The sequence below is a fragment of the Flavobacterium sp. F52 genome (assembly GCF_000278705.1).
Classification (GTDB): domain Bacteria; phylum Bacteroidota; class Bacteroidia; order Flavobacteriales; family Flavobacteriaceae; genus Flavobacterium; species Flavobacterium anhuiense.
Genome location: NZ_AKZQ01000018.1, coordinates 169,445 through 194,494, shown reverse-complemented (window position 1 = coordinate 194,494; position 25,050 = coordinate 169,445). Strand labels below are relative to the sequence as shown.

The 25,050-nt window shown below is 36.1% G+C and carries 19 protein-coding genes; 7 read left to right on the top strand and 12 right to left on the bottom strand.

Annotated features, from left to right (window positions below):
* The first annotated feature begins 20 nt into the window (after nt 1–20).
* Nucleotides 21–839, top strand: coding sequence for a peptidoglycan-binding protein (locus FF52_RS05190; protein ID WP_008463581.1), 819 nt, complete (start codon nt 21–23; stop codon nt 837–839).
* A 3-nt stretch (nt 840–842) separates the two neighbouring features.
* Nucleotides 843–2,147: an ATP-binding protein gene (locus FF52_RS05185; protein ID WP_008463576.1), complete on the top strand. Its 1,305-nt coding sequence runs from the start codon at nt 843–845 to the stop codon at nt 2,145–2,147.
* 305 nt (nt 2,148–2,452) lie between these two features.
* Here the strand turns inward: FF52_RS05185 and FF52_RS05180 are convergent, their stop codons facing one another.
* The 6 genes from FF52_RS05180 to FF52_RS05155 all read right to left on the bottom strand — a co-directional run bounded on the left by FF52_RS05180 (nt 2,453) and on the right by FF52_RS05155 (nt 9,737).
* Nucleotides 2,453–5,395 (bottom strand): Ig-like domain-containing protein, encoded by a 2,943-nt coding sequence (locus FF52_RS05180; protein ID WP_008463574.1) that lies wholly within the window; start codon nt 5,393–5,395, stop codon nt 2,453–2,455.
* A 371-nt stretch (nt 5,396–5,766) separates the two neighbouring features.
* Entirely contained in the window at nt 5,767–6,789 is a 1,023-nt protein-coding gene (locus tag FF52_RS05175) for an META domain-containing protein (protein WP_008463571.1), read from the bottom strand.
* Nucleotides 6,790–7,075: 286 nt separating this feature from the next.
* Complete coding sequence (locus FF52_RS05170) at nt 7,076–7,774, bottom strand: DUF1826 domain-containing protein (RefSeq protein ID WP_008463568.1); 699 nt, start codon at nt 7,772–7,774, stop codon at nt 7,076–7,078.
* A gap of 115 nt (nt 7,775–7,889) precedes the next feature.
* Complete coding sequence (locus FF52_RS05165; RefSeq protein WP_008463566.1) at nt 7,890–8,315, bottom strand: hypothetical protein; 426 nt, start codon at nt 8,313–8,315, stop codon at nt 7,890–7,892.
* Nucleotides 8,316–8,318: 3 nt separating this feature from the next.
* On the bottom strand, nt 8,319–9,011 hold the full coding sequence (locus FF52_RS05160; RefSeq protein WP_237718525.1) for a DUF1266 domain-containing protein: 693 nt from the start codon (nt 9,009–9,011) through the stop codon (nt 8,319–8,321).
* 27 nt (nt 9,012–9,038) lie between these two features.
* Nucleotides 9,039–9,737 carry a hypothetical protein gene (locus FF52_RS05155; RefSeq protein WP_008463562.1) on the bottom strand — a complete coding sequence of 233 codons (699 nt, stop codon included), beginning with the start codon at nt 9,735–9,737 and terminating at the stop codon, nt 9,039–9,041.
* A gap of 313 nt (nt 9,738–10,050) precedes the next feature.
* On the opposite strand from FF52_RS05155, the gene FF52_RS05150 reads away from it, so the two are divergent.
* Both FF52_RS05150 and FF52_RS05145 read left to right on the top strand, forming a co-directional pair.
* Nucleotides 10,051–11,052 carry an SDR family NAD(P)-dependent oxidoreductase gene (locus tag FF52_RS05150; RefSeq protein ID WP_008463561.1) on the top strand — a complete coding sequence of 334 codons (1,002 nt, stop codon included), beginning with the start codon at nt 10,051–10,053 and terminating at the stop codon, nt 11,050–11,052.
* 66 nt (nt 11,053–11,118) lie between these two features.
* Nucleotides 11,119–11,922 (top strand): AraC family transcriptional regulator, encoded by an 804-nt coding sequence (locus FF52_RS05145; protein ID WP_008463560.1) that lies wholly within the window; start codon nt 11,119–11,121, stop codon nt 11,920–11,922.
* A gap of 9 nt (nt 11,923–11,931) precedes the next feature.
* Here FF52_RS05145 and FF52_RS05140 read toward each other — a convergent pair whose 3' ends face one another.
* The 5 genes from FF52_RS05140 to katG form a co-directional block, all read right to left on the bottom strand.
* A complete protein-coding gene (locus tag FF52_RS05140; RefSeq protein WP_008463559.1) occupies nt 11,932–12,879 on the bottom strand; it encodes an aldo/keto reductase in 948 nt (315 codons plus the stop codon).
* Nucleotides 12,880–12,924: 45 nt separating this feature from the next.
* Nucleotides 12,925–13,533: a class I SAM-dependent methyltransferase gene (locus tag FF52_RS05135; RefSeq protein WP_008463558.1), complete on the bottom strand. Its 609-nt coding sequence runs from the start codon at nt 13,531–13,533 to the stop codon at nt 12,925–12,927.
* Nucleotides 13,534–13,669: 136 nt separating this feature from the next.
* Nucleotides 13,670–15,787 carry a cation:proton antiporter gene (locus FF52_RS05130; RefSeq protein ID WP_008463557.1) on the bottom strand — a complete coding sequence of 706 codons (2,118 nt, stop codon included), beginning with the start codon at nt 15,785–15,787 and terminating at the stop codon, nt 13,670–13,672.
* A gap of 3 nt (nt 15,788–15,790) precedes the next feature.
* Nucleotides 15,791–16,366 (bottom strand): hypothetical protein, encoded by a 576-nt coding sequence (locus FF52_RS05125; protein ID WP_008463556.1) that lies wholly within the window; start codon nt 16,364–16,366, stop codon nt 15,791–15,793.
* A gap of 158 nt (nt 16,367–16,524) precedes the next feature.
* Nucleotides 16,525–18,801 carry a catalase/peroxidase HPI gene (katG, locus tag FF52_RS05120; RefSeq protein WP_008463553.1) on the bottom strand — a complete coding sequence of 759 codons (2,277 nt, stop codon included), beginning with the start codon at nt 18,799–18,801 and terminating at the stop codon, nt 16,525–16,527.
* A 484-nt stretch (nt 18,802–19,285) separates the two neighbouring features.
* Between katG and FF52_RS05115 the strand changes: the two genes are divergently transcribed.
* Nucleotides 19,286–20,077: a polysaccharide lyase gene (locus FF52_RS05115; protein WP_008463552.1), complete on the top strand. Its 792-nt coding sequence runs from the start codon at nt 19,286–19,288 to the stop codon at nt 20,075–20,077.
* 198 nt (nt 20,078–20,275) lie between these two features.
* On the opposite strand, the gene FF52_RS05110 is transcribed toward FF52_RS05115, so the two are convergent.
* Nucleotides 20,276–21,298: an LLM class flavin-dependent oxidoreductase gene (locus FF52_RS05110; protein WP_008463550.1), complete on the bottom strand. Its 1,023-nt coding sequence runs from the start codon at nt 21,296–21,298 to the stop codon at nt 20,276–20,278.
* 347 nt (nt 21,299–21,645) lie between these two features.
* Here FF52_RS05110 and aspT point away from each other — a divergent pair, with 347 nt between their 5' ends.
* Together aspT and aspD are read left to right on the top strand one after the other, a co-directional pair.
* Entirely contained in the window at nt 21,646–23,340 is a 1,695-nt protein-coding gene (aspT, locus tag FF52_RS05105) for an aspartate-alanine antiporter (protein ID WP_008463549.1), read from the top strand.
* Nucleotides 23,341–23,375: 35 nt separating this feature from the next.
* Nucleotides 23,376–25,022, top strand: a complete 1,647-nt coding sequence (aspD, locus tag FF52_RS05100) for an aspartate 4-decarboxylase (RefSeq protein WP_008463546.1) — start codon at nt 23,376–23,378, stop codon at nt 25,020–25,022.
* Nucleotides 25,023–25,050: the final 28 nt, after the last annotated feature.

The following is a 25,050-nucleotide window of genomic DNA, read 5'->3' as shown; positions in this document are numbered from 1 at the left end:
TAACTTAAAAAACATTAGTCATGCAAAAAACATTCTACCAAAAAGAGCTGCTTATTAAAGCAACACAACAAAGAAATGGAGCAAATAATAACAAGAAAGACGTCGAAAAAATTCAGTCTTGGCTTAATTTATTTGCTATGCAGCATCCTGGTTCGGGAACGGCAACAGGTATTGATGGCGATTTTGGTCCTGCAACAGAAAAGGCAGTATTGAATTATCAAAAATTCAACGGTTTGCCTCAAAACGGAAATGTCGATCAGAGCTTGTTTGATAAATTGGCATCGCCACTTAAAAAAGCATTTGAAAGTCCAATATCTGGAAGTAATCTGAGAGAATTAATTCTCAATACAGCCAAAAATCATCTCAAAAATCAACCTTTTGAACTTGTCATAAACAACCAAAGCAATACAGGACCTTGGGTTCGAAGCTATATGGACGGACATGAAGGAACGGATTGGTTTTGGTGCATGGGATTTGTTCAGGCTATTGTCGACCAGGCAGCTTCTATTCAAGGAAAAAATTTTAAAACGTTAATGCCTCTGACTTATAGCTGCGATACTGTTGGAACAACAGGTCTTCAGAAAAAAATCTTAACTCGTTTTCAAACAGCCAGAACCAATCCCGCTTTTATAAAACCGGGTGATATTTTTCTTCTTCAAAAAACGCCAAACGACTGGATTCATACCGGAATTGTAACTGCTGTTCATGCCGACACCATCGAAACTATTGAAGGCAATACTAATTCTGGCGGTTCTCATAACGGAAACGCTGTTATGGACAAAATCAGAAATTATAAACAATCTAAGCTTGATTTTTTCTCAATCGAATCATTAGTATAGAAAATGGAAAATGTATTTACCTATATCAAAAACCAATTTGTATTTCAGCTTGATACTCTTTTTCAGGTCGAAAATCCAACGGAAAAACCTTTTTTAGACCAAACTGAGGCGAATGGTTTTATTGACGAATTTATTATCGAAAATAATCTTTCAGAAATTGACGTTCTTATCTTGGGATTAGCTCTGGTTCCGCATATGAAACCCGATTTTCTGAGTTCGATTATTGCCGAATATTTGCCAAATGGCGGCGAACTGCCTGAGTTTGGCGGAATCAAAACAAAAAATCATCGCGGCATTTTGCCAACAGGCGAAACGGCACAGTTTTTAGTTGCTGGAAATGATCTTGAAAACCGAATTTCATTCTACAATTACCTGCACAACCAATCTTTTCTGTATCAAAAAGGCATTATCAAAATAGAAGCGGTCGCGAATGGCGAACCTAAACTAAGCGGTTTATTAATTTTAGAAGATGAATACATCGAAAAATTCATAACCGGAAAAATCCTGAAACCACAACTGAGCAGCATTTTCCCTGCCCAATTAATAGAAACGCAATTAGATTGGGACGATCTGGTTTTGAATTCCAACACTTTAAATCAGATAAAAGAAATAGAAACTTGGCTTAAATTCAACGATATTCTGCTTCACGAATGGAATATGAAAGCCAAAATAAAACCCGGTTTTAGAGTCATGTTTTACGGCGCGCCCGGAACGGGAAAAACCCTTACGGCTTCACTTTTAGGAAAATATACTCAAAGAGATGTTTATAGAATTGATTTGTCAATGGTAATTTCCAAATACATTGGCGAAACCGAGAAAAACTTATCTTCTCTTTTTGACAAAGCGGCCGATAAAGATTGGATTCTGTTTTTTGATGAAGCCGATGCCGTTTTCGGAAAAAGAACCAATGTACGTGACGCGCATGATAAATACGCCAATCAGGAAGTTTCGTATTTATTACAACGCATAGAAAATCATCCCGGATTGGTGATTTTGGCTTCTAATTTTAAAACCAATATAGATGCTGCTTTTACCCGCAGATTTCAATCTATAATTGAGTTTGAAGTGCCTTCTTATGGCGAACGTTTGAAACTGTGGCAAAATAATCTGCCAAAAGGAATTAAAATTGCCGAAGACGTAAATCTTCAAGAACTTTCAAAAAAATACGACATTACCGGCGCCAACATTGTCAATATCATTCAATATGCTTGTTTGAGAACTTTAGAAGACCATAACAAAAGCATCAACTTAAATCATTTGCTTCAGGGAATTAAAAAAGAATATACAAAAGAAGGAAAAATGATGTAACGGAATATGGCAACGACAAACCTAAAACTAACACTTCCATCAAAAGTATTGCCCATAAATACTCGTTAGCGCGGATTTGCAATCCGTGCTATCGTTGTGTTTTTTTTACAAAAATAACCACCAATCTGTAAGATCATGGTTACAAATCCGCGCTATCGTTGTGGGGATAAATCTTTGTGAGCTGGTTTCTATAAGAATTCTTTGGAGAGCTGAAAATGAGAATGAGCCCGATACAATATCGAGCTCATTATGATGAAATTCAATTAAAAATTCGTCTGAAGTTCATTTTCTAAATTTTAATCTTATCATTTTACAATCAATTTTTTAGAAACATTAAAAGCATTAGAATTAATTGTCACAATATATATTCCAGGGGCTAAATGATGGTTGATTTTTGAAGATGAACTGATTTTGTTTACCAAAACTTTTCTTCCGCTGCCATCAGCAACTGTTACAGTTGCTGTATCACCTGCTTTCAGTTCTGGCAAAACAATATTAAATTCATTATTAACTGAAGGATTTGGATAAATGCTAAATACAGAATTCTCAACTATAACCTCAGGAGTATTAACTTTTTTCGCTGTCGAAGTGTTTTCAAACTGCCATTGTGCACTATCCCAATTATTTTGACCTCCAAGATATTGCGCAGAACCATTTAGATTTTCAATATGAATCATCGCTGTTGTCTGCCATCTGTTTTTAATTCTTACCCAAGTTCCATCTACATTTTCAGAAGACCATTGCGCGCTCCACCAGCTGGACTGACCTGCTGTACATTGTACTGCACCAGTTAAATTCTCAATATGCATTATATCTCCTGTACCTACATTTTTAATTATATAGTAAGTGCCATCAATAGCCACTTTTTCCCATTTGTAAGTATTGTTTGATACTGTTGGACCATATCCTACATTGTTTCCGGCATCATATAAATAATTGCCTGTCCATTTGTTTTTAATGGTAAAATAGTTTCCTGTTGCAGCATTTACAGTAATGGCTGCAGTGCTCGTTTTATTTCCGTCAACTGTGGTTACCGTAATTGTAGCAGTACCCGCTGAAACTGCAGTGACTAATCCTGATGAATTAACCGTTGCTACACCTGTATTGTTTGAAGTATAATTAACAGACTTATTAGTTGCATTTGAAGGCAAAACTGTTGGCGTTAGCTGCTGTGTCCCGCCTACAGCCAATGTTGCTGATGAAGGACTTAAACTCACACTTGTTACGGCCACATTTGATGAATTTACTGTTATTGCAGAAGTTGCGGTTTTATTACCATCCTGAGTCGTTACTGTAATGGTAGCCGATCCCGAAGCAACTGCGGTTACTAAACCTGAACCACTTACTGTTGCAACACCAGTATTATTTGAACTATAACTTACTGTTTTATTGGTGGCATTGGCCGGAGAAACAGTAGGAGTTAATTGCTGTGTTGCGCCAACACCTAGAGTTACTGCTCCTGGCGAAAGCGTTACACCTGAAACCGGAACATTTGTAGTGGAACAGTTTCCGCTCTGCGTCCATGAAAATGTGCCAATTGCACTAATTTCTTCGTTAGTTGTGGCATTTCCGCCTCTATTAGAATAATTCATATTGCAATAGGTGCCATTTCCGCTTGGAGAACCTGCAATAAGCACAAAATAGCCTCTGCCCCAGTTTCTGTTCAATACATTGTTATTTGGATATTCTTTACCCGTTCCGTTAACGGTTATGTCTTTAAAAGAAAGATTATAAATACCATCTCCCGATCTTTTACTAATAGAAATTGCATCGTTTCTTGAATCTATAATATCAATGCTGTAAAGCTGAACATTCTTAACCTGACTTCCAGCATTCGTAGCGCTAAAAATATCAATTGCAGCCACCGGATTGTTGTAGGTATCATTAAAAGTTCCGCAGGCTGTTATGGTAATATCATGAATTTCGTGCATACCATCATTGTTAAATGGTGCTCCTGGAAAATTATTACTCACTCTGATTCCTGCTTCCAGATTATCTTTGATGATTAAATTGTAACCTTTGTTATTTTTCCCTCCGTAAATAGCAAGTCCACAAGCGCGCCAACAGTTTTCTGAAGTATTGTATCGAAATGTATTATTGATACATTCGAGTCCGTCAGCAGACCAAATTGCCTGATCGTCGTCTCCATTGTTTCTAAAATTACAGTGTTCTACAATTGAATTCGCTGTTCCTTTGCAAAGATTGATTCCATCAGCATAATTATTTCTAAAACGACAGTGCGATAATGTAAATCCGTCAGCAATTGCTGGTCCACCAGAATTGTATTGCGCAATCCAGGCACCACATTCAAAATGTTCTGCCCAGATATTTTTTACTATTGAACCACTTGTAAAAACTCCGTTTATTGCTTTATAAGAATTACTTCTCGAAGCCGAATTTGTTGTAAGATATAAATCTGTGAATGAAATGTTGCTTGCATTGGCACGTAATCCGCCATTTAAACTGCTCGTATTGGTAAAATTAATCTGTGTATACCACATTCCTGCACCAATTAGCGAAGTGTTTGCTGAACCAAAATATAATTCTCGGTTAACATTATAAACCCCAGCTGGAACAAATATTTTTTTTCCGCCATTTGCATCAATAAAAGTCTGAAGATCGCTTCCGTTTCCTGAATAAGTTACAGCACCTGCAGGAGCTGTAGCAGCTGTTGGCACTGGTTCCATTTCTGCAAAGTCAATATGAATATTACCTGATTCTCTCACCAATTTTAATGTTCCGTTTACAGCAATTTTAGCAGGAAGTTTATAACGAACTTCATCAAAACGCATTCTTGGGTTTTGATTTGTAATTCCGTTATTGTTCGGATTTCCGTTGCTCCACAAATATTCCCAAGACCAGACTGAAGTCAAGGTAAGCGTTGTAAGCTTTGTGTTGCCATTATAAACCCCAATAGTTCCGGATTGTCCGTCAGGAACACTATAGCGAATTACTAATCCGTCAGCAGCTTCATTAAGCGTCCATTGAACGGTCGCATTTGTGGCAGACATATTCACACACTGCTGATCTGAAGCTTCAGACTGAAGATCGGCCTGACTGTATGATTTTGCAGTAACTGAAGCACCATTAGACAATTGACCTAAATTTGCTTCGTACCTTTTATAAGGTGCATCATAATAACCGCGTTGGGCATAGGAACCTGAAGCAAAAAGAAGAAAAAAAAACCATAATATAATATGGTAATATTGGACTCTTCTCAAAAAAATAAAATGTAATTTGTTTCTCATAAGTTTTGGTTTATTAAATAGTTAGTACCTCACGAAAAGGTCATAACGAAACTATACTTAAAAAAGAAATTAAGGTAAAAGTGGACAAAAAATCAAGATCAATACAACGATTTTGTCATTATAAAAATCTAAAAATCAACGAAATACACTTTTTCTCAAAATAAAAAATCAAGAATCAATATAGATGCAAATTTGATAATTAAGGTCTTGAAAATGAGAATATAAAAAAACAACCTTATTTTTTAAACAAATCTATTTACTACAAAAACAATAAATTATATCCATAAAAAAACCAGTGAATCAACTTCACTGGTCTTCTAATCATTTTATATAAACTATCATCTCTTTTAAGATGACTTCTAAAACTAAATTTATTTTGTAATGCCAAACATCATGACCAGTTTATCGTTAAGATAAAAATTAAGCGTTTGGTCTGCTACATCAAAACGCAGGTCTTTATTGCTTAAATAAAATAGCATTTTTTGCTCTGTTTTATTTCCTTCTTCACCAATGCAAGCCATTTTTGTAGTCGCTATTTTATCAAAAGAAATAGTATCACCGCTAGTTTCATAAATTCCAAAGAAGTTATTGCAGCCTGTATTTCCGCTTACTTTCTTTTCTGATGGATTAAACTTAATAGAAGCTTTTCCGTAATCTTGCCCAACATTTTCTAATGCGATTAGTTTCCAATTATTTTTGGCAATAAAACTCCAAAGTTGGTCTTGAGTTGGAATAGAAAATTCCATAACCACTTTGTTCTTAGTATTTTTAAAGTACACTGTATTGTTTTTCTTTACAATTTTGAACTTTTTATTGGTTATTGCAGCGTTAAATTCTTTTTCCAATTTCATGCTTTCGTCGTTACAAGCCATTAAAGTTCCCATAGGAGAATTGGTCTTGATTTGATTTTTTGAAGAAAGCTTCGTGTATTTTACGTTGAAATTATTACATCCGTTTTTACCGCTTATTGTACCAGTTTCGTCATTAATTGTGATAAATGCTTTTCCGTTATTTACCTTTTTTCCGTTTAACTGGGTTAAAATCATTTTGGTATCATAAATTCCTTTTTCCTTGTTTACAGGGGTTTTAGAAATTATGCTTTTTAGTCTATACTGATATGCAGAAGCGTCAGCCGGAATAGGTTCTGGTCTTTTGGTTCTCGTTACCAGAATCTCATATCGATTTCCCTTTTCAAAATTAAAACCTTCAATATGATCATAAAATAACTGCCATTCTTTGTCATTATCATACTTTACCTGTAGACATTCCATAGGGGCAACACCCGTACATGGCGCTTTACTTTCTTTCACAAACATTTTTAAACTTTCCTGACCATATGTAAATGTTGACAATAACACTACTACAAAAACATACATACATTTAAATCTTTTCATTTATTTTAATTTTTTAGAACACCGATTAAGCGCTCTGATTATTCAATGATTTTTTTGCAGGCAGGAATTGTGCCACTTTAAAATTAAGAATGCTTTTAACTTTTCTTTATTATCGCTAAAACCCGTCTTTCTTTAATAATTAAAGTACTACATATTGATAATCAGTTCTTTGTTTCAAAAGGACAAAAAATCTTCTTTGTATTACATTTAAGAATAATTTGACAGGATTTTTACATGTGTTTACATTGAACTGACATCTCTGGAAATGCATTCTCTTTAAAACTGTCTAACAAATCAGCAACAGTCGATATTCTCCATCATTTTCTACAGGCGCTCTATGCACACAAGGCAGTACTTCTTGCTTTGGATGATCTACAGCCAAGCGCCAAAGATGTCCTAAACCTAAATTAATAGGTTTTGCATTTTCATGCAGCTGATAATGCAAATCAAAGTAATTTTCTTTTAAAAAGTCTTCAAACTCCTCTTCTGTTCCATCATGCAGTTCTTTGAGTTTTGCTCTAATTTCTGGAATTAAGATTTTTTGTTCTACTTGCGAATTAGCCACAATATCGCTTGCCGCTCCATGATAGGTGCATAAAAAAGTGTCGGTTGCAATGGGCGAACGGTCTACGTGAAAGGAATACACATCGGTCGAAATGAAATCAAATTCATCATCGCGTTCGTAACATTTCAGTAAATTAAGCGAAGGAGAAGCTCCAAAATCGGCTAATAATTGCAAATCATTTAAGATTATTTCTCTCGCTATATTTCCCTTTTCTGAGAGGTGAAGCGCCATTAGATCTTCTGGAGAAACTTCGGTTATATTTTCTTTTAAAGACAACTTGGCTACAATTTCTTTAAAATCACCATCCAAATTTCTATGCCAGCATAACGCATTCATTTCTCCTTTGAAATCGGTATGCACTAGTTCAGAAAAGGTTGGCACCACTCCTATTTGACTATTTTCAGAAAATGTATTGTTCATAGTAAAATATAAGAAGCTAATGGCTTCCTTATCTTACAAAATTATGCAATAGCGGGCAGTTGAAAAATATTTTGCAGAGGCTTTTTAGATAATAGTTTTCTATGACTGCTTTTTTTTATCCTTGGGATATAATTGCAGATATTACAATCGCAATCGATATTACCAAAACAGGCACAATAGAAAGTAAAATAGTATAGAATAATTCTTCTTGAAAAATGCCAATACTACATGAAGATTTGCGGTCAGCTAAAATGACGTAATTCAATAAAACCCAAATTGGAATAAAGATTATCAGCTCAATTACGCTTTTTAAATAGATCTTTTTAATAAAAGAAAATACCAAAAACACTATTGCTAAGAAAACGGCCGTCAGTAGAGACGCTAAATACACATTTTCAACAAAAGAACAATCTAAAAAACCCAATGATATTCTTTCAGAAAAATTTCCCATCGACCAGCAAATCTCCATATAAGTAATTGTAAAAAGTATTGCCCCCACCAATACTTTTTTCTTTAAACCCCGAACTATTTTATTCGGCATCCTTTAGAGATATGTTTTATTCTTAAGCGGACTATTATCATTAGTAAGCAAGTCATTTGCAATCTGTATCATTCCGCTGTTGTTTGAACCGCCCCAAACGGCTCTTCCAAAAATATAGCTCGTGGTGTATTCTTTCCAAGTAGTACAGTATTTCTTCAAATCGGTGTGGCATTTTTTTAAATATTCTTTGAGTTCATTTTCTGAAAGATAACCCAAATCGTAACAGCAACGCGCTAAGAAAGCCCCTCTTCCGTAATTCCAGCCACTGTCTTTGGTCTTTTTTATTTGAGAAAAATCCGTGATGATGTTTTGTTCCATTAGTTCTGGAATCGTATTATTAAGCTGTCTAAATAAATCTATGTAATGTTCAAACAAGCCTTCTTCTTTTGGCAGATTAGATTTTAAAATGTCCACATAATTTTCTCTATCCTCAAATGCTCGGTAAACGATTTCCATATTTTCGTCTTGGTTTCTGTCGTGCAGATTTTGCAGCACTTCAATAGCTTGCTCTCTATTATAGATTCCCCAATACTCTTCAGCCAATGTGACAATATTAGATCTATTCAAACCTGTTTCATAAGAATTCAAGTAAGCCGACTGCTGTTCTCCATACATGGAGCCAACAAGTAAATGATCTAATAAATAGCCTCTTACAGCATTTTGATTATTTAATCTAAGGCTTTGAAATGAATTCAAAATTTTTGAAAAGAATCCCATAACTCTTTATGCTACTTTTAAATGAGGAACTTTGTTTTGTAAAATATCGAGAAATCTTTCGCCAACTACTTGATATTTGGCTCTAGTTTCCAATTGTTTTTTCAAGTTCAGCATATCTTCGGGAGCAGTTACATAATTTAGCCTATCATGAATTTCAAGCGACAACGGACTTCCGTCAATATAAAAAGTGATGACGTGTGTTTTTGGCAAGTATTCTTCTGAAGATTTAGAATAAACGCCCAATTGCGATTTCAAAACGCCTCCATATTCAAGTTTAGCATCTTCAATTCTGAAATTATCAAAAACAATATGCTCGTCTAATTCGCCCACCGTATTGGTAGTAAAGAAATGCAAATCGTTTCCGCTCAAAACCCAAAAACAATCTGTTTCTACTCTTCTCAGTTTTACACCAATGGTAGATAATGCTGCATTTTTTAGACCATCGGTAATAATTTCTTGAACTTTACTGCTTGTAGATTGTGGCACAGATGCAGAAGTAAATGCATCTATAGCTTTACCTTTCATCCAATGCTTTAATTGTGAAAAATCATTAGCCAATAATTCTTGTTTGTATTGGTCATATTTTGTTCGTTCAAAATTTAAATCAATTTCTCCTTTTGCAGTCTTGTGTTTCTTATTTACATAAATCATAAAAACTATGCCTGCAATTACCAATACAATTGGAATAAAAATTAATGTGCTCATGCTTTTTTTTTGTTTGATTAATTTGTTTTTAGATATTTTGCTGGGTTTAATGTTATCTCAAAGCAAAACGATATTTCAAGACAAATTTTAGAAAAAAGAAAATGAGAATTTAAGCAGATATAAATTCGCTTGAAACGATTAGATATACGCAAATACTTTTTATAAATCCGTTTTTAATTACTTGACATTTTGGCGCAGAAATTTTTAATCACGCTTTAAACGACATTTTGAACAAAGTAAATTGACTTTTTAAGCAAAGTCAGACCTCCAAAGTGTGCCTTACTTTGCATCATAACTTTTAATAATTAAAAAAATGATACAGAACAATTATCAAGGAGCATTACAACAGCCGCTCAATTCAGGATTTAATGCATCATCAACAACCATTGATGTAATCAAAGGAATTAGTCTTGAGGGAAAAAATGTAATTGTGACAGGCGGAAATGCAGGCATAGGTCTTGAAACCACCAAAACACTTGCAAATGCGGGCGCGACAGTAATCGTAGCTGCAAGGGATATTGAAAAAGCTAAGAATAACTTGAAAGGCATTAAAAATGTAGAAATCGAAGCAATGGATATTATAAATCCTGATTCTATTACCGCATTTGCAGATAAATTTATCTCGTCAGGAAGAGCTTTGCATTTGCTTATAAATAATGCTGGGATTATGTGGGTTCCTTTACGCAGAGACAGTCGCGGAATCGAATCGCAATTGGCTACGAATTACTTAGGGCAATTTCATTTGACGCTAAAGCTTTTTCCTGCTCTTAAAAAAGCCAACGGCGCGAGAGTCATTAATGTATCTTCACTTGGACACCATATGTCGCCTTTCAACTTTGAAGATCCAAATTTTCTTCATCGCGAGTATGAAACCTTACAAGCGTACGGGCAGTCAAAAACGGCATGCAACTTATTTTCTCTTGAGCTGGACAATCGTATAAAAGCGTACCATATAAGAGCTTACTCACTTCATCCTGGCTCAATTGGAGGCACAGAACTAGGAAGAGAAGCATCAGTAGAATTATTTCAAAAAATGGGTTTCTTAGATGCAGAGGGAAATATGCTTCCTGAAGTTGCTGCAAGATTAAAGTCAATACCGCAAGGCGCAGCCACAACTATATGGTGCGCCACAAGTCCTTTACTGGAACATATTGGAGGTGTTTATTGTGAAGATGCAGATATTGCTCCATTAGCATCAGAAGAAAGCATCGGAATATATGGTGTCCAGCCCTATTCTTTAGATGAAACCAATGCTAAAAAATTATGGGATTTAAGTGAACAAATGACTGGTGTGTCATTAGCCACTGTAAACTAATATGGGTTTTGAACAAAAAGAAATGATACTTTCTATCTTTGTAATCATAAATTAATCAAATCAATTATGGATCACATATCAAGATATTTAACTCCAGAAATTAAACTTTCCTGCTATGAGGACAAATTCTTTAAATCAGATATCATGTTTGATGATCATATGCTCATTTGGTTTATCTCTGGTGAAACAAAAATTATACAATATGATGCCTCCTTTCTTTTTAAGAAAGGAGATATCTTTTTAATACCAAGAAACCAGCTTGCAACTATAATCAATTATCCCTCAAACGGAGAACCGCACAAAACAGTTGTAATGCACCTTTCTGTTGAACGGCTAAAAAAATTTTATCAGAATATCGAACTTGTAAAGAAACCGATACCTGAAAATAAAATTTATAGTTTTAATAATCATCCTTTGTTAGAAAGCTGCCTGGCTTCGCTTGTGCCTTATTTTGATTTGAAAAGCCATTTCTCAGAAGATTTGGCTTCTTTAAAAATAACCGAAGCTCTAAGCATTTTAAGAGCAATCGACAAAAATGTTGACAATGTACTCGCTAATTTTGATGAACCAGGAAAAATCGATCTAATTGGTTTTATGGAACGTAATTTCATGTTTAACATGCCTTTGGAAAAACTAGGCTATCTTACCGGTCGCAGTTTGTCAACATTCAATAGAGACTTTAAAAAGCACTTTAATACTACTCCTCAAAAATGGCTCACTCATAAAAGACTGGAATTGGCCTATTATCAATTGGCAGAAAAAAAGAAAAAGCCAATCGATGTGTATCTTGAAGTAGGTTTCGAAAACTTATCTCATTTCTCATACGCGTTTAAAAAACTATATGGCATTTCTCCCAAGCAGCTGATTTAAAAAGCATCTTTAACTCCATTCTGGAAATTGAGTTCTATTTAAATCCAATTTTTCAATCGCTTTCATATCAGCATCATCAAGCTTGAAATTGAATATATCTAGATTCTCTATAATATGGGCTTTTTGAGAAGATCTCGGAATAGCAACAATACCACGCTGGTAATGCCATCTTAGACTAACTTGGGCAGTAGTTTTACCATGCTTTTTAGCTATTTGAGTTAATGTTTCATTTGTAAAAAGACCATTGCGCCCTTCTGCAAAAGGTGCCCATGCCTGCATCTGTATAGTATGCTGCTTTAGCACTTTATAATCATTGGACTGCTGAAAATAAGCATGAGTTTCTATCTGATTCACAACTGGTTTTACCTGTGCATAAGACAATAGATCGGCCAACTGTTCAGGATCAAAATTGCTTATGCCAATAGCTCTGATTTTTCCTGCTTTGTAGAGTTCTTCCATTGCTTTCCAAGATCCTTTTACATCGCCTCTCGGACGGTGTATTAGATATAAATCCAGATATTCCACCTGCAATTTTCTTAGTGTTTCTTCAAAACCCTTTTTTGCATTTTCATAACCTGCATCATCAACCCAAAGTTTTGAGGTAACAAAAAGCTGTTTTCTGTCAATGCCACTTTGTTTTATAGCTTTGCCTACCTCTATCTCGTTTCCATACACTTTTGCAGTATCAATAAGGCGATAACCTGCAGATATAGCTTCAACGACAGATTTTTGACAGATCTCACCACTCAGCCCATAAGTTCCAAACCCGAGCATAGGCATCTTTAGACCATTATTCAGTTTAACATCTGGAATGCCTTTAGGCTCTTTATCTATCAAGACATTTCCGAACAGTTTAGGCATACCTAAAATACCTAAGTAAATTCCAGCTGTCGCTAATGAACTATTTTGTAAAAACTTGCGTCGGCTTATTTCGTTTTTTTGGTTTTGAGAATTCATATTTTTGGCACATTAATCAATTCATAATCAGCTAAAAGTAATATATTATTTTTTAAAAACACCAAGTATAAAGTTCTGAATAGTTTCAAAAGGAGTTTTATGATCAATTGTAAAAGAATCCACCAATTGAAAGTTTGATTTAAACCGTTCTGCCAAAGATTTCTCAGAATATTGTCTGATTTCGATTCCGCTGCATTTTGTTGGTCCAGTTTCAGAAAAAGTACCAATTGTCAAAATTCCATTTTTGTTTATTCCTTCACTGGCAATCTGGAGATATTTCAGAATATCTTTTTCTTCTGTCAAAAAATGAAATGCGGCGCGATCGTGCCAAAAATCATATTTATGAAGTGGTTTGAAATCTGTTATGTCAGATACGATCCAATTTACTTTTTCAGCTTCTTTTCCTAAACGGTTTTGGGCTTTTGCAATTGCTTCTTTAGAAATATCTAAAACAGTTATGTCTGAATAACCCAATTTCAGAAGTTCGTCAACCAAAAAGCTGTCACCGCCTCCAATATCAATAATTTTAGCTTGAAACAGAATATTATATTGCTTAAATAGATCTAGTGAAGTCTGAGGAACTGGCTGATACCAGCTAACTTCTGTCAGATCTTTTGTTTGATATATGTTTTCCCAATGTTTCTTTCTATCCATTTTTACAATTTTTAAACCGTTAATTCTTTTCTAAATCTCAGCAATTGTTTCAATAATTAGGAGACCTCATTAAAAAATAAAGATATAATAAGAATAAAAAAGTAAAAATAAAGTGCGGTAAATTATTCCGAAAATGTTATTTAAAAATATTTCGAATTGCTTTTCCTATTTCTGCAAAATCATCATGACTGCTTACAGATCTTTTTTCTGTATTGTTTGAAGCAATTTTAGAAAAAGGATAAATAAGCATATAGTTATTGTTTTTAAACCTGTGATTCAAAAGATCTGGAATATCTCTCATTTTGGGAAAATACGAATGCATTCCTCGGTCACCCATCATAATCACTAGGCCTTCGTTTTCTTCAATGGAAAGTGCTGTCTGTTCTGCATTTTCCCAATTTGAGAAAACATCAAATGTGGCTTCTATAGAGGCTTTTTTTGCAATTCTTTTCAGAATATTCAGCGTTTTCTCTTTTCCATAAAAACTCATTTTTGCTCCAGAATTACGGCCTATATTCCAGATTCTCAACATCGAATGAAAAAATCCAGCATCCAGCTCGGCATCTGCTGGTATAAAAACCAAATATCTTTTAATCGTGGCAGCAGGCTGTACAGCGTGATATACCATCAAATTGATGCTTTTATTTCGAAGATAACCGTTATACAAATTATAGACAAACGAAGCCGAAAAACCTTTTCCGCCTTCAAGCCCTACAATAAGGTCTGTAATTTCTTTTTCTTTTATCACATTACTTATTCCGCTTGCTATATCATTGTCGTGACGTGTAATTGGGTGCAATTCAACATCGGCAGCAGAAGCGGCTTTAATTGCATTTTCTAAAATCCGTTCGGCATTTTTTTCAGAAGATTCATTGGCATCTTCGTTAATTACATTTACAGCATACAGCTGCTTATTTGCAGAGGACTTTACCATCAGTCCAAGATTGACCATTTTTTCAACAGTAGCCTCATGGTTTACTGCCAAAAGTATATTTTCTTTCTCTTCGTTCTTACCCGATACGGTATTGTCTTTATCTGCCTGTGCTATACGCTGTGCACTTGCCATCGATACAAACGATGATACGGTACAAGAAACGAGAATAAGAAGAATACTGCCGTTAAGCACATGTTCATTTAAAAGTCTTATAGGTTCTCCCGCATCATTTTCACCAATAATTATATTATACCCAACCATTACAGATGCCAGTGTAGCTGCCGCAGATGCAGAACTCAGTCCAAAAATCAGCTGTCCCTCATCATTTGTAAGTTTAAATGTCTTTTTCGTTAGCATAGCTGCAACATATTTTCCTCCAATAGAAGCAATAAGCATAATTGATGCTACCCACAATGTCTCCCAACTTTGTATAAAAGCACTAAAATCAATCAGCATTCCTACACTTATTAAAAAGAAAGGAATAAAAATGGCATTTCCGACAAACTCCACCCTATTCATCAACGATGAAGTATGCGGAATTAACTTGTTTAAAGCCAATCCAGCAAAAAAAGCTCCAATGATAGATTCGATACCTGCCAATTCGGCCAAAAGTGAAGCCAAATAAATCATGACGAGTACAAAAAGATATTGAGAGATTTTATCGTCCACATTTTTAAAGAACCAGCGGGCAATTATCGGAAAAACAAGCAGTACAATTAATGTAAAAATGACCATCGAAACTGATAACTTCACCCAGAAAGCTGTTCCGACTTCTCCCTGTGACATTCCGACTACAGCGGCCAAAACGAGAAGCGAAAGCACATCAGTAATCATCGTTCCTCCTACTGTTATATTAACTGCAAGATTTTTGGCAATTCCTAAACCGCTTACCATCGGGTAAACGATTAAAGTATGTGACGAAAAAAGACTGGCAAAAAGAATTGAGGTAAGCAATGAAAATCCCAGTATATAGTAACCACCAACGAGTCCTAAAATAAAAGGAACAGCAAAAGTGAAAATAGAAAAAATGATACTCTTCCATTTGTTCTTTTTAAAATCGGCCATATCGATTTCCAGACCTGCTAAAAACATAATGTACAAAAGACCTGTAGTTCCAGTAACTACTACACTGCTGTCCCTAGAAAGCACTCCAAAACCATTTGGACCTATTAGCGCACCGGCAATAATAAGACCCAACAGATGTGGCACTTTAATTTTATTCAATAAAAGCGGAATGCATAAAATAATGATAATCTCGATAAGATACTTTAACAAAGGATCTTCAATAGGAAAACTTATATGATGTATACTCAGCTGCATAAATTACTTTTTATTGGATGGAGTAAGTTCAACTGAGAATTTTGCGATGCAATTATCTTGACCCGTAATGGTCTGCGTGCCTTTGATTATATTTTTTTTAATATCATCAAGTACCACGCTCACTTTTATTTTGTTTTTAGCAGAAGCTTCTTTTGCCGAATCCAGCACTATTTTATTCTCAAGATATTGTCCTGTAAAAACTCGTTTAATTTCATTATTGCTCAATACATTGGTATACATTCCTGTCGAATCTGATCGGAACTCCCAAGTTTCAGTGCGCTGATCGCCAATGACATAATTACTGCAATTCGATTCCCTGCAGACCATTTTGCTGTTCCATGCCACTTTTAGGTTTTCAGGCCATTCTTTTATTTTTGGAAGCGTATCTTTTACTTTAGAGAGAGACAGTAAACTGTCTTTCATTTTTAACAGCTTTTCGTATTCTGCTTCTTTATCTTGAAACTGTTTCTCCCTTTCTAAAAGTGAGTTTTCGCGCACAATAAGCTCCTGCTCTTTTTTGTTTCCACAAGAATATAATGCAAGTATAAAACCGACAAGAATAAGTCCCTTTAAAGTCATAAGAATTGATTTTGGATTCTACAAGTTAAGCAGAAAAATCCTTTTAACCTTCCAAAAACTGATAAAAAAAGGAAAAATTGTTTTTTAATTTGCAAGGATCTTAAAAGAAAAAGACGCCAATTATAGCGTCTTTTTACGTTTATTGCTTTTCGCTAATATTATTTTTTCAAATCAAATCTATCCAGATTCATTACTTTAGTCCAAACGGCAATAAAATCATGCACAAATTTCTCATGTGCATCAGATGCAGCATACACTTCTGCAATTGCTCTCAATTCTGAGTTTGAACCAAAAACAAGATCGGCACGTGTTCCTATCCATTTAGGCTGTCCAGTGCTTCGGTCGTTTCCTGTATAAAGTTCTTTATCGTTAGAAACGGCTTGCCATTGTGTGTTCATATCCAAAAGATTTACAAAGAAGTCATTTGTCAGGCGACCTGGTCTAGTGGTAAAAACACCATTTTTGCTTCCGTCAGCATTAATATCCAGCACACGAAGACCTCCTAAAAGCACTGTCAATTCTGGCGCTGTAAGGGTCAGTAAATTAGCTTTATCGATAAGCAATTCTTCTGTCAAAACAGATGATTTTGTTTTTCTGTAGTTTCTAAAACCATCTACTTTTGGCTCAAGATATCCAAATGATTCAACATCTGTCTGTTCTGCAGATGCATCCATACGTCCAGGAGCGAAAGGCACAGAAACTGAAGCTCCTGCATCTTTAGCCGCTTTTTCAACGGCAGCAGAACCTCCTAAAACAATTAAATCTGCTAGTGAAACTTTTTTCCCGTCATTTTGCGCTGTATTAAATTCGTTTTGAATGGCTTCTAATTTATCTAAAACCACTTTTAATGCAGTTGGATTGTTTACTTCCCAGTCTTTTTGAGGCGCAAGTCTTATGCGCCCGCCGTTTGCACCGCCTCGCTTATCTGATCCTCTAAACGTAGAAGCAGAAGCCCAAGCTGTTGAAACTAGTTGAGACACCGTTAAACCTGAATTTAATATTCTTTCTTTAAGTTGAGCTATATCCTGATCATTTATTAGAGTATGATTTACTTCTGGAATTGGATCTTGCCATAACAATTCTTCCGCTGGCACTTCAGGTCCTAGATAAAGGGCGCGCGGTCCCATATCACGGTGCGTCAGTTTAAACCAGGCACGTGCGAAAGCATCTGCAAATTCATCTGGATTTTCTAAAAATCGGCGCGATATCTTCTCATAAGCTGGATCCAATCTTAATGATAAGTCGGTTGTAAGCATGGTTGGCAAGTGCTTTTTATTAGGGTCAAAAGCGTCAGGAATAATGGCCTCAGCATTTTTTGCTACCCATTGATGAGCACCGGCAGGACTTTTAGAAAGTTCCCATTCGAAGCCAAATAAATTCTCGAAAAAGTTATTGCTCCATTGTGTTGGCGTTTTTGTCCAAGTTACTTCAAGTCCACTTGTAATGGCGTCTGACCCTTTTCCTGAACCATAGCTATTCTGCCATCCTAAACCTTGCAATTCTAAACCAGCAGCTTCTGGCTCTTTCCCCACATGGTCTGAAGAAGCAGCTCCATGAGTTTTACCAAAAGTATGTCCACCAGCTATAAGTGCTACAGTTTCTTCATCATTCATTGCCATACGACCAAAAGTATCTCTAATATCTTTTGCAGCCGCAATCGGATCAGGATTTCCGTCTGGCCCTTCTGGATTTACATATATAAGTCCCATTTGCACTGCGGCAAGTGGTTTTTCTAGATTTCTACTATGAATATTTCCATCTGCATTATCATCGGATGAAACAACACCATGATCTTTCGGCACGCCTTCAGATCCATCTTTATAACGTTCATCACCACCAAGCCAAGTCGTTTCAGATCCCCAATATACAGATTCGTCTGCTTCCCACACATCGGCACGTCCTCCTGCAAAACCGAATGTTTTAAAACCCATTGATTCTAAGGCTACATTCCCTGTTAAGATTAGCAAATCGGCCCACGAAATCTTTTGACCATACTTTTGTTTTATTGGCCAAAGCAATCTTCGTGCTTTGTCTAAGCTCACATTATCAGGCCAGCTATTTAGCGGCGCAAAACGCTGTTGCCCTGCTCCTGCTCCTCCGCGCCCGTCATGAACTCTGTAAGTACCGGCACTATGCCAAGCCATTCGAATGAAAAGTCCTCCGTAGTGGCCAAAATCAGCAGGCCACCAATCTTGTGAATCAGTCATAAGAGCATGTAAATCTTTCTTTACAGCGTCAAGATCTAGAGTTTTAAACGCTTCTGCGTAATTAAAATCCTTATCCAAGGGATTTGACAATACTGAATTTTGTCTCAGGATATTTACCTTTAACTGTTTAGGCCACCAGTCACGATTTTTTGTTCCTGAAGCCGCTTGCTTGTCCATGCTCCCATTATGAAAAGGGCATTTGCTGATGTCATTTGATTGATTATCCATAGTTGAAAATTTTTATTTTTGACTAAATTACAAACTAATGAAAGAGAAAATTAGGGCTGTAGATTGTAAATACTACTTCCGAAATAGACAAAATCTATTCATGTCTATTTTTAATATTTAAAATACTTATAAATCAGACAGTTTAAAAAAACATCTTTTATTGATGAAAATGACATTTTTCAATATGAGATATTAACTTATAAATTTAATAAAAAGAATCTTTTATTTATATAAAATTTTACAGTACAGCTATTTGCACAAAGTCTGTCCTTAACACTTAAGTATTTCAAGGAAAAATAATGGTCTGAATTCTCCCAAAAGAAGATAAAAAATAGAGCCTGTATTTCTATGTACGTAAAAACGTACTTTATTACTCCTTCCCAAAATTATTATTGCCCAACTTTACACTTTCGGTTCCAATACCATAATCTACTATCTATTATTACTAACTATTAATCGTTTACTAACCTTAAAAAATTAAAAGATGAAGAAATTCTTAAAATTAACCAGTATGCTATTAACCATGGCATTAGTGCTTACTTCTTGTGAAAAGGAACAAGAAGACATGAACGGTCTCCAAACCGCTAAAAAAGAGGCACAGCAAATCGCAAGTAAAGATACTCTTGGATCTAATTCGGCACTGGATGGCAACACAACAGCAAGAGGGACAGCCGGAGCAAGAACAATTACATTGCAAACCAATACCTTATCTTGTCCTGGCGGTTTATGCACATCGTATGGTGTTTGGTCAACTGGCGTTTACACGGTTTGGTTCCAAATGAAATTTAATAACGGATTTTACTGGAGCCGAGGCGGAAAATGCGGATACGGAATCTTAATTGGTGACCAAAATACAGGTGGCGATGCTGCATGGGATGGAAATGGAGGAAGCGCCAGATTTATGTGGTATTGTCCAAACGGATCAAACACAGCTAAAGGAAGCGGCGCTTATCTTCAGCCTTATGTATATTATAGAGATCAGCCAGGACAGTACGGAAATGATTTTGGAAAAAAATATTACATTCAAGAAGGCGTTACCTATAACTGCCAGATATCTGTGAAACTGAATACGGGTTCAAATACAGACGGATATGTAAAGTATTATGTAAATGGTACAGAAATTTTGAATGAAAAGATTCGTTGGGTAACTAATGATGCTAAGAGAAATGTTAATGCTGTAAGCTTCCACACTTTCCGTGGGGGAAGCCAAAGTTATTGGACTGCTCCTGTAACAAGCTCTATCTACTATCCAAGTGCATCTTGGGATGCTCTGTAGTGCATAAGCTTTAAAAAGAATTTGGACCGAAAAAACAAAATATACAACTTCGATGTTTTTATCATTACCAATAAAACATCGGAGTTGTTATTAATACAAAAATCAGACAGGCAAAGGATGCTAATTGAATTGATTTTTAAAAATAAATCCTGAACCAAATTATTGATTCAGGATTTTATTTTTTTAAGCAAATAGAATCTATCTCCAACCCAATGCCGGAGCCACGTGTTCTAGTATAGAAGATAAAATGTGTACATTATAATCTACACCCAAAGTATTCGGAATGGTCAACAGCAATGTATCTGCTTCCTGAATGGCTTCGTCTTGCGCCAATTCTTCAATCAGTTTATCAGGTTCTGCGGTATAGCTTTTACCAAAAATTGCTCTTTTGTCTTGCTCTATATAACCAAAACTATCATTGCCTTTGGCTTGTCCGCCAAAATAATATTTGTCTTGATCGTTGACGAGTGCAAAAATCGAGCGACTGACAGAAACTCTCGCTTCACGCTGATGCCCAGCTTTTTTCCATGCTTCTTTATATAATCTTATTTGCTCTGCCTGCTGAATATGGAATGGTTTTCCATTTTCGTCATATTTAAGCGTAGAACTCTGAAGATGCATGCCGTTCTCTGCTGCCCAAATAGCAGTTGCATTAGATGCCGCTCCCCACCAGATTCGTTCTCTTAATCCTTCAGAGTGTGGCTCTATGCGCAACAGGCCAGGCGGATTTGGAAACATCGGGTACGGATTGGGTTCTGCAAATCCTTCTCCATTTAATTTATCCAAAAATTCCAAAGCTTTTTTACGCCCCATATCGGCATCGGTTTCACCTTCTTCGGGTTCATAACCAAAGTAACGCCATCCGTCAATAACTTGTTCTGGTGATCCTCTGCTTATTCCAAGTTGTAAACGTCCTTCTGATATCAAATCGGCTGCTCCGGCATCTTCAACCATATACATCGGATTTTCATAGCGCATATCGATTACGCCCGTCCCAATTTCTATTTTGCTCGTTTTAGCTCCCACTGCCGAAAGCAACGGAAAAGGAGACGCTAACTGCTGTGCAAAATGATGCACACGAAAGTAAGCTCCATCTATTCCTATTTCTTCTGCAGCTACAGCTAAATCAATAGATTGCAGCAAAGTATCTGCCGCTGTGCGAGTCTTGTATGATGGATGATTAGCCCAATGCCCAAATGATAAAAATCCTATTTTCTTCATAATGGCTTCTATTTTTTATTCTCTCAAATATACGCATCACAACCGAGTAATGCTATACTTTGCATGATAATTACGTTGCAGATAAAATCTTAAAAATTGACATGTATTTTCTAAAAAGCTCATCTTGATTATAAAAACATGTTTCAAATTATAATTTGCAACCCAAGTTTTTTTGTTTCAAGTTATAACTTGAAACATCTCTAGCCCTAATTTTATGCAATTATTCTGACTTTCTGGTCTAATTTTGAAAGACATAAAATATCTGCCCTTAAAATCTCCTCGCCAATTTTTCTGCCTCCCTGCGATTTTCATAATCAATTATTGACAATAACTAAAACAAATACTTTATGGATTGGATTATTACTACATTAAAAGATTATCCCGAACTAGCCATTTTTCTCACCTTATCTTTAGGCTACTTTATAGGAAAATTTAAAATCGGAAGCTTTTCTTTAGGAACTGTAACTAGTGTTTTACTTGTTGGAGTCTTAATCGGACAATTAGATATTGTGATTTCTCCTAACGTAAAATCTGTATTTTTTCTGATGTTCCTTTTCGCTGTCGGATATAGCGTAGGACCACAATTCTTTGGAGGTCTAAAAAAAGATGGGCTGCCTCAAATGCTGTATGCTGCAGTAGTATGCGTTTTATGTCTAATTTGTCCTTATCTGGTAGGCAAAATTATGGGCTACGATATGGGACTGACCGCTGGTATGCTTGCAGGTTCTCAAACCATATCTGCTGTTATTGGTGTGGCCTCAGATACCATAAATCAACTGAGCATTCCTGCCGATCAAAAAGCGGCTTTAATTAATAAAATTCCAGTTGCCTATGCAGTCACCTACATTTTTGGAACCGCTGGATCGGCTTGGCTATTAGCTTCTATTGGTCCAAAATTATTAGGTGGCAACTTAGTAGAAAAAGCAAAAGAACTTGAAATTCAGCTGGGTGGTGATGCCATTGGCGATGATCCGAGTATTGCCTCTGCGTATGATCGCGTAATATACAATGCCTATGAGATTGCTGCACATTCTTATGCTTGTAATAAAACCGTTTTAGATGTTGAAAATGAGTTAGAAAGCAAAGGAAGACGCTTATTTATACAGCGAATCAGAAGAGGAAAAGAAATCATAGATGCTACTCCAGAATTTGTAATTCAAGAAAATGATGTAGTTGCCTTGGGCGGAAGAAGAGAATATATGATGAATTATGTGGCTGTAAATGAGAAAGAAGTTCTGGATATCGAACTTCTTAATTTTCCAGTAGAAGTTTTAAGTGTCTTAATTGTAAAAAAAGAAGTAATTGGCAAAACTCTTGCAGACTTGCGTCATCTCAAATACATGCATGGAGTTGTCATCAGATCATTAAAACGATCTGGAATCCAGATGCCTATATTGCCTAATACCGTAATGCAAAAAGGAGATATGATCGAATTAGTAGGAATCAAACGAGATGTGGATCAAGTTGCCACTCATATTGGTTATCCAGATCGTCCAACAAACTCAACTGATATGGCTTTTGTGGGTTTAGGAATAGTTCTAGGCGGATTACTAGGTGCATTGACCGTCAAAATTGGTGGAGTGCCAATAAGCCTAAGTACAAGCGGAGGTGCCTTAATATCTGGACTTTTCTTCGGATGGTTAAGAGGTCAGCATCCAACTTTTGGGCGAATTCCAGAACCTGCTTTGTGGATTATGAATAATGTTGGATTAAACATTTTTATAGCCGTAGTGGGTATTACAGCAGGACCAAGTTTTATCGTGGGATTTCAAGAAGCTGGCTGGGGACTTTTCATCGCGGGCGCGGCGGCAACATCAATTCCGTTAATTCTTGGACTTCTTATAGGACGATATATTTTCAAATTCCACCCTATTATAAACTTAGGATGCGCCGCTGGTGCAAGAACTACTACAGCCGCCCTCGGAGCTTTGCAAGATGCCGTAAAAAGCAAAACACCTGCTTTAGGATATACCGTAACCTACGCCGTCGGCAATACGCTGCTCATTATATGGGGCGTCGTCATCATTTTAATCATGAGTTAATCAAATTTTATATAATCTCTAAAACAATTTAAATCATGGCAATTGATATTTCAAAAATAAAAACATCTCGAGAGGTCGAGAAAACACTTCAAACCCTAAGTCCGTTTGAAATCAAAAATGAATTAATCCATCTGGCAGAAGAAAGCGCCCTTAAATCGACAGCGATAACCCTTAATGCCGGAAGAGGAAACCCAAACTGGATTGCTACGGTTCCGAGAGAAGCTTTTTTCCTTTTCGGACAATTTGCACTAGAAGAATGTCGCAATGTTATGGAAGAACAAGGCATTTTGGCTGGTATTGTGCAGAACAAAAACGGTGTGGCTTCACGTTTTGAAACGTTTTTGGCTAAACACAAAGATGCTCCTGCTGCATCACTTTTAGAAAAAACATACCATTATGGTGTCGACAAACATGACTTTGACGGCGATGCATGGATCCGTGAATGGATAGAAGCCGTAATCGGATTTAACTATCCTGTTCCTGACCGTATGCTAAGTCAAATAGAGGTCATTGTACACGACTATTTAGTACAGGAAATGTGCGGTACAGGAAACGACAAAGGCAAATATGATATTTTTGCTGTTGAAGGAGGAACTGCAGCGATGTGCTATATTTTCGATTCCTTAATGCAAAACCATCTTACCGAACGCGGTGATAAAATAGCGCTCCTTACTCCTACTTTTACGCCTTATATTGAAATTCCGGAATTAGATCGATACAAATTTGATGTCGTTTACGTACAAGCTAGCGGAGTTGGCGAAAACGGATTCCATACTTGGCAATATCCAAATTCTGAATTAGACAAACTGAAAGATCCTGCTGTAAAAGTTGCCTTTGTAGTAAATCCGAGTAATCCGCCCTCTTCTGCAATGAGCAGTGAGACATTAAATTATATTGCCGATATTGTAAAAAATGATAATCCGGAATTGATGGTCATTACTGATGACGTTTATGGAACATTCGTTAATAATTTCAAATCCTTAATGGCTATTATCCCTCATAATACGATTACGGTTTATTCATATTCAAAATACTTCGGATGTACAGGCTGGAGACTTGGAACCATAGCCATTCATGAGGACAATATATTCGACAAAAAGATTGCCAATTTAAGTCCTGCTCTCAAAAAAGAATTGCATGACCGCTATTCCAGCTTAACATTAGAACCGGAAAAAATCAAGTTTATTGATCGACTGGTTGCTGACAGCCGACAAGTGGCTTTAAACCACACGGCAGGATTATCATTACCTCAGCAATTTCAGATGATGCTTTTCTCTGCATTTTGTTTACTAGATACTCAAGATGTTTACAAAACGCTTACGCAATCTATCATTCATAAACGTCTTAATTTATTGTGGGAAGGATTAGAAGTGCCAATTCTAGAAGACCCAATGCGAGCAGGATATTACTCTGAAATTGATGTTATGGTGGCTGCCAAACATTTTTATGGAGATGATTTTGCCAATTGGCTAAAAACCAATTTCGAACCTGTTGATGTATTGTTTCGCTTAGCCGAAAAAACAGCCATTGTACTTTTAAATGGTGGCGGTTTTGCAGGTCCAGAATGGAGTATCAGGGTTTCTCTTGCCAATCTTCCAACTGATAGTTATCTGATTCTTGGAAAAAATATCCGTAAAATTTTATTGGAATATGTAACCAGCTGGGAAAATTCAAAAAAATAATAGAATTGTAAAATATAAACATTTGATC